The sequence below is a fragment of the Streptomyces misionensis genome (genome assembly GCF_900104815.1).
Taxonomy (GTDB): domain Bacteria; phylum Actinomycetota; class Actinomycetes; order Streptomycetales; family Streptomycetaceae; genus Streptomyces; species Streptomyces misionensis.
On sequence record NZ_FNTD01000004.1, the window covers coordinates 8046180 to 8061182 of the forward strand.

13 protein-coding genes are annotated in these 15003 nt (G+C 71.0%); 4 read left to right on the forward strand and 9 right to left on the reverse strand.

Annotated elements, in window-relative coordinates; all coding sequences use genetic code 11:
• Window positions 1-301 precede the first annotated feature (301 nt).
• From BLW85_RS40460 to BLW85_RS37310, 3 genes are all read right to left on the reverse strand, one after another.
• The gene (locus tag BLW85_RS40460) at window positions 302-1198 is read right to left on the reverse strand and encodes a hypothetical protein (RefSeq protein ID WP_244174998.1); all 897 of its coding nucleotides are present in this window, start codon (window positions 1196-1198) and stop codon (window positions 302-304) included.
• Between the two features lie 408 nt (window positions 1199-1606).
• Window positions 1607-2617 carry an aldo/keto reductase gene (locus tag BLW85_RS37305; protein WP_074995857.1) on the reverse strand — a complete coding sequence of 337 codons (1011 nt, stop codon included), beginning with the start codon at window positions 2615-2617 and terminating at the stop codon, window positions 1607-1609.
• Window positions 2618-2700: 83 nt separating this feature from the next.
• A complete protein-coding gene (locus BLW85_RS37310; RefSeq protein WP_070025752.1) occupies window positions 2701-3372 on the reverse strand; it encodes a TetR/AcrR family transcriptional regulator in 672 nt (223 codons plus the stop codon).
• 174 nt (window positions 3373-3546) lie between these two features.
• Here BLW85_RS37310 and BLW85_RS37315 point away from each other — a divergent pair, with 174 nt between their 5' ends.
• Entirely contained in the window at window positions 3547-4578 is a 1032-nt protein-coding gene (locus BLW85_RS37315; RefSeq protein ID WP_074995858.1) for a medium chain dehydrogenase/reductase family protein, read from the forward strand.
• Between the two features lie 117 nt (window positions 4579-4695).
• Here the strand turns inward: BLW85_RS37315 and BLW85_RS37320 are convergent, their stop codons facing one another.
• A complete protein-coding gene (locus BLW85_RS37320; RefSeq protein WP_074995859.1) occupies window positions 4696-5571 on the reverse strand; it encodes a LysR family transcriptional regulator in 876 nt (291 codons plus the stop codon).
• Window positions 5572-5693: 122 nt separating this feature from the next.
• Here BLW85_RS37320 and BLW85_RS37325 point away from each other — a divergent pair, with 122 nt between their 5' ends.
• A complete protein-coding gene (locus tag BLW85_RS37325) occupies window positions 5694-6692 on the forward strand; it encodes an NADP-dependent oxidoreductase (RefSeq protein WP_074995860.1) in 999 nt (332 codons plus the stop codon).
• A gap of 121 nt (window positions 6693-6813) precedes the next feature.
• On the opposite strand, the gene BLW85_RS37330 is transcribed toward BLW85_RS37325, so the two are convergent.
• The 4 genes from BLW85_RS37330 to cseB all read right to left on the reverse strand — a co-directional run bounded on the left by BLW85_RS37330 (window position 6814) and on the right by cseB (window position 12746).
• Window positions 6814-9372: an ABC transporter permease gene (locus BLW85_RS37330; RefSeq protein WP_074995861.1), complete on the reverse strand. Its 2559-nt coding sequence runs from the start codon at window positions 9370-9372 to the stop codon at window positions 6814-6816.
• A gap of 87 nt (window positions 9373-9459) precedes the next feature.
• On the reverse strand, window positions 9460-10233 hold the full coding sequence (locus BLW85_RS37335) for an ABC transporter ATP-binding protein (RefSeq protein WP_074995862.1): 774 nt from the start codon (window positions 10231-10233) through the stop codon (window positions 9460-9462).
• A gap of 570 nt (window positions 10234-10803) precedes the next feature.
• Window positions 10804-12084, reverse strand: a complete 1281-nt coding sequence (locus BLW85_RS37345; RefSeq protein ID WP_167381468.1) for a HAMP domain-containing sensor histidine kinase — start codon at window positions 12082-12084, stop codon at window positions 10804-10806.
• Window positions 12081-12746 (reverse strand): two-component system response regulator CseB, encoded by a 666-nt coding sequence (gene cseB / locus BLW85_RS37350; RefSeq protein WP_244175067.1) that lies wholly within the window; start codon window positions 12744-12746, stop codon window positions 12081-12083. Before cseB ends, BLW85_RS37345 begins: the two co-directional genes overlap by 4 nt.
• A 322-nt stretch (window positions 12747-13068) precedes the next feature.
• Between cseB and BLW85_RS40685 the strand changes: the two genes are divergently transcribed.
• On the forward strand, window positions 13069-13194 hold the full coding sequence (locus BLW85_RS40685) for a hypothetical protein (protein ID WP_279628628.1): 126 nt from the start codon (window positions 13069-13071) through the stop codon (window positions 13192-13194).
• On the opposite strand, the gene BLW85_RS37355 is transcribed toward BLW85_RS40685, so the two are convergent.
• Entirely contained in the window at window positions 13191-14417 is a 1227-nt protein-coding gene (locus BLW85_RS37355) for an MFS transporter (protein WP_244174999.1), read from the reverse strand. The genes BLW85_RS40685 and BLW85_RS37355 overlap by 4 nt on opposite strands.
• A 55-nt stretch (window positions 14418-14472) precedes the next feature.
• Here BLW85_RS37355 and BLW85_RS37360 point away from each other — a divergent pair, with 55 nt between their 5' ends.
• Window positions 14473-14835, forward strand: a complete 363-nt coding sequence (locus BLW85_RS37360; RefSeq protein ID WP_070025744.1) for a winged helix-turn-helix transcriptional regulator — start codon at window positions 14473-14475, stop codon at window positions 14833-14835.
• Window positions 14836-15003: the final 168 nt, after the last annotated feature.

Here is a 15003-nt window from a genome sequence, read left to right on the forward strand (position 1 = left end):
GGGCGTGGTGGTGCGGCATCGCGTCCGGGTTCGCGCTCAGGTCGACACGGAGGCCACGACCGACGAACCGGCGCACCACGAACGCCGTCGCGTCACCCCCTCGCCGTACTTGGCCAGGTCCGGGGTGCCGCCGAGCCTCCCAGGCAGCGGAGAAACGAGCACCATCTGCAGCAGTTGGCAACGTTGAGCGCTGCGGATGTTCACGAGGAATGGTTCTGGCTCAGGTTCTGTGGTGCGGCCACGTTGAGTGAGCGGTTCATCTCGCGGTTGACCGATCCCGATGGCGAGAACGAACCCCGGTTCAGTCCCCCGCCTCGGCTGCAGGCCTCTTGCTGAGGAACTGCTTCGCTGCCTTGACCGCTTCTCCGTTGAGTTCCTCGACGGAGACTCCCCAGCTCTCCTCCCAGCCGTCTAGGTTGTGCGCGCAGTGCACAAGGGGTTCCAGCTCTTCGGGGTAGCCGAGGTCATAGGCGATGTCTGTCCAGATGAGGTGAGTGCCGACGGCGGGATCGAGGGATCCGTCGGCGATCTGACCGGCGATCCAGTAGGCCATCGCCCACTTTGCGGCCCGGTGGTCCGCAGGCGGGTGGAAGAGCAGTCCCAGTTCCTCCAGTACTTGGTCGAAAAGCTCTGGCGCTTCGGGCTCCTCGCTCCGGAGGAGACCGGCCAGCATGGCCAGGGACGGGCTTTCGACCCCAGCCATCAGCGCGTCCAGACCAGCCTGAATGAGCCTGTCCGACCCGACATGCCTGCCAAATGCCCTCTCACGTGCAATGTGTCTGAACTGATCGAGAGCGTCGTCGCTGGTCATCAAGGTCTTCTCCGTCGGCATCAGGAAGGGGAAGGCTTGCACAGCCGCCACCATCAGTGCCATCGAGTTCCTCCTGCTGACCATCAGGCTGACTGGCCGCAGCGGTGGGTCGGCACGGAGCGTGATGGGCGGACGGTCGTGGGCGCGATCCCGCGGGAAGTCAAGGACGGGTTCAGGTACGACGAGGTTCCTTGGCAGTGGCTCCCGCACTTCTACGGCCCGGGCGAGGAGATCCCCGGGTTCCTCAGCACGCTCGGCTCCGACGATGCGGATGCCGCCGACAGGGCTTCGCGGCAGCTCTGGGCGAATCTTCACCACCAGGGCGGCACGACCGCAGTGGGAGCACTGGCGGTGCCGTTCCTGCTCCGGATCGCGGCGAGTGGGCACCGCGGACTCCGTGCCCGGTGGACTGGACGCTCCAGGCCGCCCGTCAGGGGATCACGGACGACGCGCACCTTCTGCTTCCGCTTCTCTCCGGCACCGACGCTGCCCCAGACGAGCTCCGAGCCCTCCTCGCCGGCCCCGGCATCCGCCGGTACGACGATCTGCTCCAGCCGGTGCCATGGCTTACCTGGGTCGACACCACCGGCGTCGGGCTGCGCAGATGCATCGACGAAATGCTCAGGACGGACACCCCCGGAGCGCTGCTTGATGATCCTCCGCTATGGAGTGGAGGACCATCAAGCTGAAGCATGCCGCGGTCAGCCCCCTTGGCGGGTGCTCAGACCCGTGCCCGCGTCGAGGCGAGGCGATATGAGTCGGTGCCAGTTCTCGTGCGCCCGGCGGTAGCCCGGACTACCGGGAGCCCGCCACAGGGCGCGACTTGTAGAAGGACTCCTCCAAGTAGGCCGCGTGGTGCGGCTGGTAGGGCTCCTCCAGGTAGGCGGCCTCGTCTTCGTCGAGTTCGACGTCCACCGCGGCGACCGCGTCGGCCAGCTGGGCCGGCTTGGTGACCCCGACGATGGGCGAGGTCACCACCGGGTTGCGCATGACCCAGGCCAGGGCGACCTGGGCCGGGGACAGACCCCGCTTGCCCGCGATCTCGTGGACGCGCTCGGCCACTGCCTGGTCCTCGTCGCGGTAGAGGATCTTGCCGCCCTCGTCGGTCTCGGCACGTGCCGTGGCGGTGTCCTGGGCCCGTGTCAGCCTGCCCCGCGCGAGCGGGCTCCACGGGATCACGCCGATGCCCTGGTCGGCGCAGAGCGGGAGCATCTCCCGCTCCGCTTCCCGGTGGATGAGGTTGTAGTGGTCCTGCATCGACACGAACCGGGTCCAGCCGTTCAGGTCGGCCAGGTACAGGGCCTTGGCGAACTGCCAGGCGTGCATGGAAGAGGCTCCGATGTAGCGGACCTTCCCGGACCTGACCGCGTCGTGCAGCGCCTCGAGGGTTTCCTCGATCGGGGTGTCGTAGTCCCAGCGGTGGATCTGGTACAGGTCGATGTAGTCGGTCCCCAGCCGCTTCAGGGAGGCGTCGAGCTCGGTGAAGATCGCCTTGCGGGACAGCCCGGCGCCGTTCGGGCCGGGGCGCATCCGCATCCAGACCTTGGTGGAGAGAACGACCTCCTCGCGCCGGGTGAAGTCCTTGACCGCCCGGCCGACGATCTCCTCGCTGCTTCCGGCGCTGTACCCATTGGCCGTGTCGAGGAAGTTGATGCCGCTCTCAAGGGCCTTCTTGATGATGTCCCGGCTGGCGTCCGCGCCCAGCGACCAGGGTTCGCCACCCCGGTCCGGCTCGCCGAAGCTCATGCAGCCGAGGGCGATGGCGGAGACTTGCAGTCCGGTCGTTCCGAGCTTGATGTATCGCATGCCTGCGAACCTAGGAGTTGGAGTGCGTTCCAACGCAATACGTCTCGATCCGGAATTCGTAGGCGGGGGGTACCTGTGCCCTGTCAGGTTCCAACCTGCTGTCGCGTCAGGTCGCGCAGTTCGTTCTCGTACAGTTCGGCCGGGTCGAATCCCATGCCGGTGAAGTGGCCTGCCAGCTCCAGGGAGAGGGCGCCGTGCAGGCGGGTCCAGAAGTGCAGGGCGAGGCGCAGGGCCGGCGGGGGAGCGGGGTGGTCGCCTGCCCACTGCCGGTGTTCGGCGAGGTGGGACTCGAACGCGGTGTCCTGTACGGCGGGCGTGGCGGGGCTTGCGACCGGTCGGGCGGCGTCCAGGAGAGCGTCCATGATCTCCGAGGCGATCTGGGTGACGTCGTCGGGTGCGTGGTAGCCGGGGACCGGTGTGCCGTAGATGAGGAAGTAGCGCTGGGGGTCGTCCAGTGCCCAGGAGCGCAGCGCGCGCCCGAGTCCGGCGAGGTCGGCGTCTGAGGCGGCCGCGGCGCGGATGGTGTCGGCGAGGCTGCGGTAGGCGTCGCGGATCAGTTCGGTGATGAGGTCGTCCCGGCTCGAGAAGTACCGGTAGAGCGCGGGACCGCTCATGCCCAGCTGCTTGGCGATGGCGTTGAGGGACAGTCCCGGCGCTCCGGCCGCGGCGATCTGCTCCCAGGCGCGCTCCTTGATCTCGGCCCTCAGCTGGGCCCGGTAGCGCTCGCGCGGGGTCTCCTTGCCCGCGATGCCCATGTGCTCGTCCCTTCCCTGTCGTGTCCGGCGGTTCCCAGATGTCGGCGGAGCGACTCCCCCACGCTCTAGTTAGACCCTATTACGAACACGCTTGACTGTCACTCTTCGGTCGAGTTATAACCTCTAACGAAAGAGCCAGCCATTAACTGACTGGTCGAGTCGAGGGAGGACGTCATGAACGCCGCTGCGATGGTCGAGGTCGTGCTGCCGGGCAAGGTCGAGCCGGAAGGGCTCCAGGTGCGCCAGGGCGCCGTTCCGGCTCCCGGGCCGGGCCAGGTCGTAATCCGGATGGAGGCGACCGGTGTCTCCTTCGCGGAACAGCAGATGCGCCGCGGCCGCTACTACGACCAGCCGCCCTTCCCGTTCGTCCCCGGCTACGACGTGGTCGGCATCGTGGCGGAGACCGGCGAGGGTGTCGATGCGGGTCTGGCAGGCACCCGGGTGGCCGCCCTGCTGAAGGTCGGTGGCTGGGCCAGTCACGTGGTCGTCGACGCCGCCGACCTGGTGCGGGTCCCGGACGGGATCGGCGCGGCGGAGGCGGAGACCCTGGTGATCAACGGCATCACGGCCTGGCAGATGCTGCACCGCAAGGCCCGCGTCCGTGCCGGACAGACCGTCCTGGTGCACGGCGCGAACGGAGGGGTCGGCTCGGTCCTGGTCCAACTCGCCCACGCCGCCGGCGCGAAGGTGATCGGCACCGCGTCGGCACGCCACCACGCCGCCCTGCGCGCACAGGGAGTGACGCCGGTCGACTACCGTACCGACGACGTCCCCGCCCGCGTCCGCCAGCTCGCACCGCACGGCGTGGACGCCGTCTTCGACCACGTCGGCGGCCGTGGCATCGTCGACTCCTGGCGCCTGCTCGCGCCCGGCGGCACGCTCGTCTCCTACGGCAGCGCCTCCACTCGCGACGACGAGGGCTCCAAGCAGTGGCCGGTGCTCAAGCTGCTCGGCCGCGTCTGGCTGTGGAACACGCTGCCCAACCGCCGCCGCGCCTACTTCTTCAACGTCTGGGCCGGCCGTGCCCTGTCCAAGAACCGGTTCCGCGCCCGGCTGCGCACCGACCTCACCCAGGTGTTCGAAGCCCTCCAGCGGGGCGAGATCACCGCCCGGATCGCGGCCGAACTGCCCCTCAGCGAGGTCGCGGAGGCGATGCGACTCGCCGAGTCCGGCACCGTCGCCGGAAAGGTCGTGCTGCACGCCTGACGCATGACACACCAGCCCGCCCACGCATCCCCGACGGCCGCTCTCGGGCCCCCGCCGAGCTGCCCTCGCACCCCCTCCCGGTCACGGCGCGAACACCCTCAAGAGACCCGGCCCTGGTCAGGAGGCCGGGGCGGTCAGCACGGCCTTGGCAGCCAGACGGAGATTCCTGATCATCGGATTCGGGTCCCCCTTGCGGCTGACCATGACGACCCGGCTGGGAGGCGCGCCCTCGACCGGGACGGTGAGGAGGTCGGGCCGCAGCGAGCTGCGCCGATCGCCGACCGGCAGCACGGCGATCGCCCCGCCGCTCGCGACGAGTTCGAGCTTGTCCTCGTAGCTCTCGACCGTAGGCACGTCGGCCCCGAGGACCCGGTAGGAAGTCCAGTCCGCGGTCTCGAACGCGCACGGCATCACCACTTCGCCGGCCAGTTCCTCCGCGGTCACCGACGCGCGGCCGGCCAGGGGATGGCCGCGCGGGACCACGAGCACCCGGGGCTCCTCGTACAGCGGGGTGGTGGACACGTCGTCGTCGGCGAGCGGCAGCGGGGCCCGCGCGATCAGCGCGTCGACGCGCTTGTCGGACAGTGCCCCGACGTCGCGGCAGCTCAGATGCCGGGTGGTGATCTCGGCGTCGGGGTAACGGCGGCGCAGTTCCCGCACGGCGGAAGTGATCACCAGGTCTTCGACGTAGCCGATGGCGATTCGATCGCTCTGGGCTTGTTCACGGACGGCCAGCTCGGCCTGGCGGGCGGCCCGCAGCAGGGCTTCGGCCCGCGGGAGGAACGTCTGGCCGGCCGGAGTGAGCCGGGTGCCCTGAGGGGTGCGGTCCAGCAGCCGTGTGCCGAGATATTTCTCGAGCCGTTGGATCTGACGGCTCAGCGCCGGCTGGGCCACGTGCAGGTCGGCGGCGGCCCGGCCGAAGTGCCGGTGTGCCGCCACCACGGTGAAGTAGCGCACGAGCCGCAGTTCCAGATCCTGTCCGAGGTCGTTCACCCGTGCAGGATACGCGTCATGCCGTTTCGGAATGATCCGGTTGCCGAACCGGTCTTGGACGGGCATGACGTCCTGGGCCTTGACTGAAGGAGCAACGTTTCCCCGAGAGAGCGGCAGGCGCGATGAAGGCGATCCAGATCCACGAAGCGGGCGGTCCGGAAGTTCTGCGGTACGACGAGGTGCCGGTTCCCGAGATCGGCCCGGGCGACGTACTCGTCCGGGTGCACGCGGCGGGCGTCAACCCGCCGGACTGGTACCTGCGTGAGGGGATGAAGGTCATGCCGGCCGAGATGAGGCCGGCGCTGGAGTTCCCCCTTGTCCCCGGATCGGACATGTCGGGCGTGGTCGAGGCGGTCGCTCCCGACGTGCAAGGGTTCGCTGTCGGTGACGAGGTCTTCGGCATGCTGCGCTTCCCCGGATTCGACGGCCGGACGTACGCCCAGTACGTGGCCGCGCCGGCTTCCGACCTGGCGCACAAGCCGGCCGGTATCGACCACGTGCAGGCGGCCGGGGCGCCGATGGCCGTGCTGACCGCGTGGCAGTACCTGATCGATCTCGGCCACGACGTGCCGTCTCCTTTCACCGGCCGGGTGCACCAGCCGGTGCCCATCAAGCCGGGGATGACCGTGCTGGTCAACGGGGCCGCCGGTGGAGTGGGCCACTTCGCGGTGCAACTGGCGAAATGGAAGGAGGCCCACGTCATCGCGGTGGCCTCAAGCCGGCACGAGCAGTTCCTGCGCGAACTCGGCGCCGACGAGTTCATCGACTACACCACGACGCGGGCCGAGGACGTGGTCAGCGGTGTCGACCTGGTGGTCGACACCGTCGGCGGCCCAGCCGGCTCCCGCTTCCTGACCGTTCTCAAGCGCGGAGGCACCGTGCTTCCGGTGTTCTTCGCCCAGTACGACCCGGAAGAGACGGCGCGTCTGGGCATCAACGTCTCGAACATCCAGGTGCGTTCCAACGGCCCCCAACTCGCCGAGATCGGCAGCCTGTTCAACGAGGGCAGGCTGCGGACCGGGGTGGACAGCACCTACCCGCTGGCCGAGGCGGAACGCGCGCACACGCGAGCCGCGCAGGGACACATCCAAGGCAAGATCGTACTGACGGTGGCCTCCTGATCGCCGGACCAGCGTCACGGAGAAGCACCCGGGAAGACCGTGACGGAGCGGGCTGACCTCCAGACAGTGCAAGGGACCGGTGCCCGCCATCGCCGGCGGCTCGGTGGGTGCGTGCTGGGCGTCAGGTGTTCGCGGCTGCCTCCAAGGGGCTCAGCGCGGCTGCCCGGCGGGCGGGGACGGCAGCGGCGAGGGTGCCGGTGGCGAGAGAGAGCAGCGCCACCAGGAGGAGGGTGCCCCAGGGCAGGATCAGGGTGTACTGGTCGATGGCGCCGTTGGCGAGGGAGCCGACGGCCCAGGCGCCGAACAGGCCGCCCGCCAGGCCGAGGAGAGTTCCGTAACCGGCGACGGTCAGGGCCTCCAGGCGGATCATGCGGCGGACGCCGGCGCGGTCCATGCCGAGTGCGCGCAGCGCACCGATCTCGCGGGTGCGTTCGGCGACGGACATGGCCAGCGTGTTCACGATGCCGAGCGCGCTGATGACGACGCCGATGCCGAGCATGCCGTACATCACGTCCAGCAGGTCGCCCATGGTGCCGGCCGCCTCGCGGACGAGCTGCTGCCGGTCCTGGACCTTGAGGAGCGGGTTGTTGCCGGCCGCGGTGCGCAGCCGGTTCTCCAGCGCCGCCGTCGCCGGGCCGTCGGTGCGCAGGAGCACGCGCTGGACGGAGCCGGGCAGGAAGCTGTTCGCCGCGACCTCGCCGCGGCTGCCGAGCGCGTCACGGGCGACGGGGTTGTCCTTGTAGACGCCCACGACCTCGTACGAGGCGGGCTTGCCCGCGTGGCCCAGCTGGACGTTCAGGCGACCGCCGGTGGCCACCCCGCTCTCCCGGGCGAGGGTGGCCGAGACGGCGATCCGGCCCGGCGCCAGGTCTTCGGCGGAGCCGGAGACGAAGTCGAGCTTCATGGTGTCGCGCACGGTGGCGGGGTCGACGCCGGAGATCTGCCGCACGCCGCTGCCGGTGAACAGGGTCGAGTCGGCGATCGGGTGCGCGGCACGTACGCCGGAGGTGCCGGCCAGTCGTCGTGCGGCATCGGGGTCGATGCCCGTCATGGTGGAGCGGGTGCTGACGACGTAGTCGGCGCCGAGCCCGGCCGCGGCCTGGCGGTCGAGAGCCTGTGCGGTGGAGTGTCCGATGACGGCGAGGCCGGTGACGAGGCCGGTACTGATCAGCAGGGTGGCGGCGGTGGCCGCGGTACGACGCGGGTCGCGCAGGGCATTCTCGCGGGCGAGGCGGCCGGTGACGCCGAAGCGCCCGGTCAGCCGCCCGGTCAGCCGGATCACCGGGGCGGCGAGCAGGGGCGCGAGCACGATCAGGGCGGTGGCGAGCAGGCCGCAGCCGGCCATCGCGTCGCGCAGGTTCTCCTCCGAGGCGTCCTCCGCGCCGCTGAGCGAGATCAGCCAGCCGGCGCCGAGCACCAGCAGCCCCAGGCCCATCGTGCCGCGCAAGCGGAACCGCTGTGCCGCAGGCGGCTGCTCTGCCGACCGCATGGCCTCCATGGGCGAGGTCCTGGCGGCCAGCCGGGAGGGCAGCCACGCGGCGAGCACGGTGACGCCGACGCCCACGCCGAGCGCCGCCGCGACCGAGCGCGGGCCGATCACCAGGGGGCCGCTGGGCAGGACATGGGCGCCGCCGAGGACGTGGGGGAGCACCGCCGCGATGCCGAGCCCGAGCAGCAAGCCCGCCACCGAGGCGGCCAGGCCGACCAGCAGGGCCTCCAGGAGGACGGAGCGCGACACCTGGCGCCGCGAGGCGCCGATCGCCCGGAGCAGCGCGGTTTCGCGGGTGCGCCGTTTCACGAGCATGGTGAAGGTGTTGACGATGAGGAACGAGCCGATGAAGAGGGAGACCCCGGCGAAGACCATCGGCACCTTCTCGTAGCCGCGGGTCAGGGTGTCGACGAGGATGGCCTGCTGGGCTGCCTGGGCCTGGCCCGTGGTGGCCTCGGCGCGGTCGGCGGGCAGCACGGCCGTGACCCGGTCGGCGAGTTCGGACGCGGTCGTTCCGGGGGAGGCGGTCAGGTCGATGCCGGTGTAGTGACCGGGGGCGGCGAACAGCTTCTGGGCGGTGGCCTTGTCGAAGAGGACGAGCGTGCCGCCGGCGGTGACGCGGGTGTCGTCGGTGGTCACGATGCCGACCAGCCGCTTGGTCATGACAGGGCCGTCCGTGGCCAGGGTGATGGTGTCGCCGAGCCGGAAGCGGCCCGCGGCGGCGGTTTCGCCGTCCACGGCGATCTCGCCGCTGTTCGCGGGGGCGCGGCCCTCGTCCAGTGGGTAGCGGTTGTCCTTGCCGTTCCGGGCCGGTACGTACGCTCCGGCCAGGTTCGACCAGGCTCGGTCGGCCCGCAGGGGGGTGCCGTCCGCCGCGTTCAGGGTGGCCGAGCCGTCGACCGACGGGCGTACGGCGGCGACGCCGGGCAGGCGGGCGAGTTTCGCGACGAGCGCGTCGTCGAGCACGCCGGTCCCGGACCCGTCGTCCGTACCGGGTGCGGGGGCCTTGTCGGTCACGGTGACGTCGACTCCCGCGAAGGTCTTCGACGCGGCGGCCCGGTGGGCGGCGGCGGTGGAGTCCGCGAAGACGAGGGTGCCGCTGACGAACGCGACGCCCAGGCAGACGGCAAGGACGGTCATGACCAGCCGGGCCTTGTGGGCCAGGAGGTTGCGCAGGGTTGTTCTCAGCATGAGTCGTGGAGACTTTCCAGGGGGTTCCGTTGATGTCCGGGAAGGCGGAAACCTTCCCGGGCGGGGCCAGGGGGGGGGTGGCTCGGCTCAGCGGACGTGGGAGCGGGAGCCCAGGCTCTTCATCAGGTCGAGGACGCGGTGTGGGGTGGGCCGCGACATCTCCTCGACGAGGCGCCCGTCGGAGAGGAACACGACGCGGTCGGCGTAGCCGGCGGCCACCGGGTCGTGGGTGACCATGACCACGGTCTGGCCCAGGTCGCGCACCGAGTCACGCAGGAAGCCGAGGACTTCTGCGCCGGAGCGCGAGTCGAGGTTGCCGGTGGGTTCGTCGCCGAAGACGATCGCCGGGCGCGAGGCCAGCGCCCGGGCGACGGCGACGCGCTGCTGCTGGCCGCCGGACAGTTGGGCGGGCCGGTGGCCGAGCCGGTCGGAGAGGCCGACCATGGAGACGACCCGGTCCAGCCACTCACGGTCGGGGCGGCGGCCGGCGATGTCCATCGGCAGGGTGATGTTCTCGAGCGCGGTCAGCGTCGGCAGCAGGTTGAACGCCTGGAAGACGAACCCGATGCGGTCCCGGCGCAGTTGCGTGAGCTGCCGGTCCTTGAGGCGGGCGAGTTCGGTGGTGCCGACGCGCACCGATCCGGACGTGGGGGAGTCGAGTCCGGCGGCGCAGTGCATCAGGGTGGACTTGCCGCAGCCCGACGGGCCCATGATCGCGGTGAACTCGGCCTCCCGGAAGGCGATGCTGACCCGGTCCAGGGCGACCACCCGGGTGTCGCCGCTGCCGTAGACCTTGGACAGGTCGGTGGTCGCGGCCGCGATGCCGGTCGTCGGGTGCGGCGGCAGGAGGTCGGCGGTCATAGGGCTCCTCTTCTCGTACGGAAAGCGCACGTGAAGGGTGTCCGGGCAACGTATCGGGGCCTGGGCCGCCGTGTATCGGTGGCGGCTCGGGCGTGCGGCAAAGGTGTAGCGGACCAGGTACGCGCGAGGGCTTCCCCACGGTGTCCGGGCGTCGAGGACGCGGGCACCGCGGGGAGGCCCGGGAAGGGCGGCCGCCGTTCCCGGCGTCTGGCCGGGGAGGCGATCGAGCGGGCGAGCAGGCCGGCGGCCGGGAGCTTTCCGCCGTGGAACAGACCGGTCTCGCCGAGCACTCCGGCGGGCTGTCCCTTCTCGCCCGCCGCGGTGTGCGTGGTGCGTCCGCCGATGACGAGCAGCAGGGACGGGACGACGGTGAGGGCACCGACCCCCAAGGCGCCGCGGGACAGGGCGATGATGGGGCGGGCGGGTTCACGGTGGCCTCCTCGGAGGGGGCCCCACGCAGTCCGGTGCGGGACGCGCTGTCCGTCGAAGCGCGCCGGAGCAACGTAATCGGGCTCTGAGCCGTCGCGTGTCAGCGCCCGCTCGACCGCGTACCGGTTCTGCGGCCGTTCGTCACGAGGGCAGTCGCAGGGTGGCGACGGCCCCTCCGTCCGGGGCGTTGGCCAGCAGCAGTTCGGCGCCGAGGAGCCGGGCCTGACCGGACGCGATGGTGAGCCCCAGGCCGTGACCGGAGCCGCGTTCGCGAGCACCGGTGTGGAAGCGGCGCGGGCCGTGCAGCAGCAGGTCGTCCGGGAAGCCGGGGCCGTGGTCACGGACGACGACCGCCGTTGCGTCTACGGTGACCTGCACGGGGGCGGCGCCGTGGCGGTGGGCGTTGACAACGAGGTTGGCGACGATCCGCTCCAGGCGGCGGGGGTCTGTCTCCACTGTCCGCACGATGCCCTCGGCCGCGGTCCTGGCGGTGTCGGTGACTTCGACGACTTCGGTGGTGAGGCCGGTACGGGAGACCGCATCGGCGACGACGGCGCCGAGCGGCACCCGGACGCGGACCGGCTCCTCGGCACCGGCGTCCAGGCGGGAGATCTCCAGGAGATCTTCGACGAGGTCGCGCAGGTCGCGGACCCTGGCCCGCAGCAGGTCCTCGGTCTCGCCGGGAGGCAGGAGATCGACGGCCGCGAGCAGCCCTCCGACGGGGGTGCGCAACTCGTGGGCCACGTCCGCGGTGAACCGGCGCTCGGTGCGCAGCCGCAGTGCGAGGCTGTCGGCCATCCGGTCGACGGTCGCGGCGATGTCCGCGACCTCGTCCCGGCCCTTCGTGGGTCCCGTGCGGGCGTCAAGGTCCCCGGCGGAGATGCGCGCCGCCGTCTCGGCGACCCGGTCCAGTCTCCGGGACAGCAGGCCCGCGCCGTAGACGGCCAGGGGGACGGCGGCCGCGAGAGCGATGAGCGAGGCGACCGCCATGGCCGCGTCGAGGCGGGACAGGTTGGCGCGGTCGGGGCCCAGATTGATCTGGACGGCGAGGACCGGGCTGCCGGGGCCGCCGGTGCGCTGGGCCGCCCAGACGCTCGGCCCGACGTTGGCCTCCACATGCCCGTCGTAGGCGGGGTGCCGCTCACCGTCGGCCGGGTCCCGCAGCGCGGCGGGCAGACCATCGGGGTCGATCTCGGCGCCGTCGGTGAGGACGCCGGTGCGGCGGTAGACCTCCATGGCCGCGTACAGCGTGTTCATCGCCCGTGCCTCGCCCCGGCCGCGGATGTCATCGGCGGTCCACAGGTGCACCAGGACGCCGACCGCGGCCACGACGAGCAGGGCCGTGGCCGCGGCGAGCGCGGCGATCTTCCGGCGCAGCGAGGTGCGGCCCGACCACGGCCTGGGGAGGGGACGCACGCTCACCGCCGGAACTTGTATCCGAAGCCCCGGACCGTCTCGATCCGGTCCCGGCCCACCTTGCGGCGCAGTCGCTGCACGCACAGGTCCACGACGCGGCTGTCGCCGTCCCAGCCGTACTCCCAGACGTCCCGCAGGAGCGTGTGGCGCTCCAGCACGATCCCGGGGTGGGCGGCGAACTCCAGCAGGAGCTTGAGTTCCGTCGGGGTCAGTGCCACCGGCCGGCCGGCGAGGAACGCCTCCATCCCGGCGGTGTCGATCCTCAGGTCCCCGAACTCCAGCACGTCCCCCTCCGCCGGCCGGCTCTCACCCGGCGCCGGCCCGTCAGGGGGCACGGGCGCGTACGTGGCGCGCCGCAGCAGCGAACGCATCCGGGCCACCAGGACGTACGTCTCCACCGGCTTGACGACGTAGTCGTCCGCCCCGGCCTCCAGCCCGGCGACCACGTCGAGCCCGTCGCCGCGGGCGGACATCATCAGAACCGGCACCAGGCTGGTCTCCCGGACCCTGCGGCACAGCCCGATCCCGTCGAGGCCGGGCAGCATCACGTCGAGGATCAGCAGGTCGAAGTCCTCCTCGCGGAAGACCTCCAGCCCCGTGAGCCCGTCGGCCGCCGCCCGGACCTCGTAGCCGTAACGCTCCAGGGCGACGGAGAACGACCGGCGCATCAGGTCGTCGTCCTCGACCAGCAGCACGCGGGCGGTGGAGGCGAAGGACTCGGGCGAGGGCAAGGACGACTCCTGTCGGAAAGGCAACGTACGGGCGCTCCCGCCCCTCACGCCCCCGCACGCGGGCGACCACGCCACCATCGAAACGATACGGCAGACAGCAGACGGCCCTCATCGACCCGCCACCCACCCTGCCGGGTTTGATGCGACCCCGAGCGCCACCTGATACGCCGCGGATACAGATCGCCGCGGGGACAGCCGGCATGCCGGCCCAGGGTTCTTACCGTTTCTGCGGGTGCGGCGGTGAGGCGGGGACCGGCCGGTGATTCGTGCGCGGGCCGGACAGCGGGCCGCCGCGGCCCTGCGCGCCGTGGAAAGCGGGCTGAGTCTGCCGCAGCGGCTGCTGGACGCGGGCTTCGGCCCGGACTGCCCGGTGTCGGAGCACTAGACACCTTGGATGTGTCTCTGTGCGGCTGGCACGACTTTGCCGATCGCGGTGGCGAGCGTGGCTCCGAGGACACTGACACCGATCAGGGTCAGCCAGATCGCGGCGGCCCCCGTGGACAGCAGCCCGGAGAGGGCGGCCGGAGCTATTGCTCCCGCGACGCTTACGGCGAGCTGGTTGAGGGCCAGGTACCGGCCGCGGAGAGCGTCTGGGGCGCTCTCCGCGGCGACAGTCGACGTGATGGGGGCGCCGACGATTTCGCCGATGGTGTAGCTCATTGCGCCGAGCAGTACGACGCCGGCCGCGAGGGCGAGCGCGGCCACGCGGTCGGCGGCGAGGAACAGGAGGTAGCCGGCCGCGAAGCAGGTGTGTGCGGCGACGAGGACGCGGCTGCGGATGCGCCCGCCGAGCGACCTGACGATGATGCCCTGGGCGAAGCCGACCATCAGGGTGTTGAGCGTGAATACGGCGCCGGCGGTCCAGCCAGGCATTCCCAGCACGTCCACGGCGTAGACCGGAATCGCGATGTTGAGGGCGAACAGGGAGAGCGCGAAGCACAGTTGATGCGCGACCACGGCCAGGTACCGCAGGTCCCGCAGAACGCACCCCCAGCCTCCAGCAGCTTCCTGGCCCACCTCGGGACGGGTGTTCGGCATGGCCCGCATCAGAACGAAGGCGCTGACATAGGACAAGGCATTGACGACCACGATCGCGGCGTAGACGCCGCGAGTCCCGAAGCCGACGGCGACCGCGGTGAGGAGGCCGCCGAATGCGTAGCCGAGGTTGCGTACCGACCCCAGGAAACCGAACCAGCGCTCGCGTCGGCCGGGCCCGGCCAACGCTGTGACGGTCACGCCGTAGCAGCTGAAGAACACCGCCCGCCCGGCACCGTTCAGCCAGGCACAGGCGATGATCTGCCATGTCTGGCCCACGACGAGATACCCGGCGAAGCCGAGCGCCTGGGCCAGGTTCGCCGCCTGCAGCACCGGTCTGGCGCCGTACCTGTCGACCAGTCCTCCGGCCAGAGGGCCCACCGGGAGCGCCAGCAGCCCGGCCGTCGTCAGTGCCGCGCCCACCTGCACCAGTGTCAGCGACGTCGAGGCCAGGAAGTACAGCATCGAGACGGGGACGAAGACACCGGTGCCGATCGAGTCGATGACGATCGCTGCGACGAAACGGCGGTGCCGAGCTATTGAGGGACGGGCTGTGCGATCCGGAGCAGTCACGGCCCCCGAAGGTATAGATTCGATACCGGTATCCACAACGCTACCGGAGTTGTGCATGGGTAACGCCTACAACGTCATGGCCGCGACCTGCCCCAGCCGCACCGTGCTGCACCGGATCGGGGCGCGTTGGACGGTGTTCATCGTCAACGCGCTGGAGAACGGGCCGATGCGATTCACCGAGCTCAAGGCGCACATCCGGGGGATCACATCGAAGGCGCTCACCGAGGCGCTTCGCGCGATGGAGTACGACGGTCTGGTCTCTCGCACGGAGATCCCCGCGAACCCCCCGCATGTCGAGTACGCCCTCACCGACCTCGGGCGGTCACTGCTGACACCCCTGCGCGCCGTCCGGGAATGGGCCGAGAGTCACGTCCCGCACATTGAACGCGCCCGCGCACAAGCCGATGCGCGACGGTGACTCCGTCCGGGGCGGGCGTGGTTGGCCCGGTCCTACTCGCAGCAGGCGAAGTCGGCCCGTCGCACCAGCCGTCCAGCTGCCTCACCTATGGGTCCGGGTAACTCAGCGGTCAGCCGGGCGGTCGTCGGCGGCACGGCACGATCGGCGCCGCACAAGCCGAGTTGGCGG

Coding starts and splice junctions, on each gene's coding strand:
- BLW85_RS37305 (WP_074995857.1), bottom strand. CDS start 2,617: ATGCGATACATCAAGCTCGGAACGACCGGACTGCAAGTCTCCGCCATC.
- BLW85_RS37360 (WP_070025744.1), top strand. CDS start 14,473: ATGGGTAACGCCTACAACGTCATGGCCGCGACCTGCCCCAGCCGCACC.
- BLW85_RS37335 (WP_074995862.1), bottom strand. CDS start 10,233: ATGACCGCCGACCTCCTGCCGCCGCACCCGACGACCGGCATCGCGGCC.
- BLW85_RS37330 (WP_074995861.1), bottom strand. CDS start 9,372: ATGCTGAGAACAACCCTGCGCAACCTCCTGGCCCACAAGGCCCGGCTG.
- BLW85_RS37315 (WP_074995858.1), top strand. CDS start 3,547: ATGAACGCCGCTGCGATGGTCGAGGTCGTGCTGCCGGGCAAGGTCGAG.
- BLW85_RS37325 (WP_074995860.1), top strand. CDS start 5,694: ATGAAGGCGATCCAGATCCACGAAGCGGGCGGTCCGGAAGTTCTGCGG.
- BLW85_RS37310 (WP_070025752.1), bottom strand. CDS start 3,372: ATGGGCATCGCGGGCAAGGAGACCCCGCGCGAGCGCTACCGGGCCCAG.
- cseB (WP_244175067.1), bottom strand. CDS start 12,746: ATGCGCCGGTCGTTCTCCGTCGCCCTGGAGCGTTACGGCTACGAGGTC.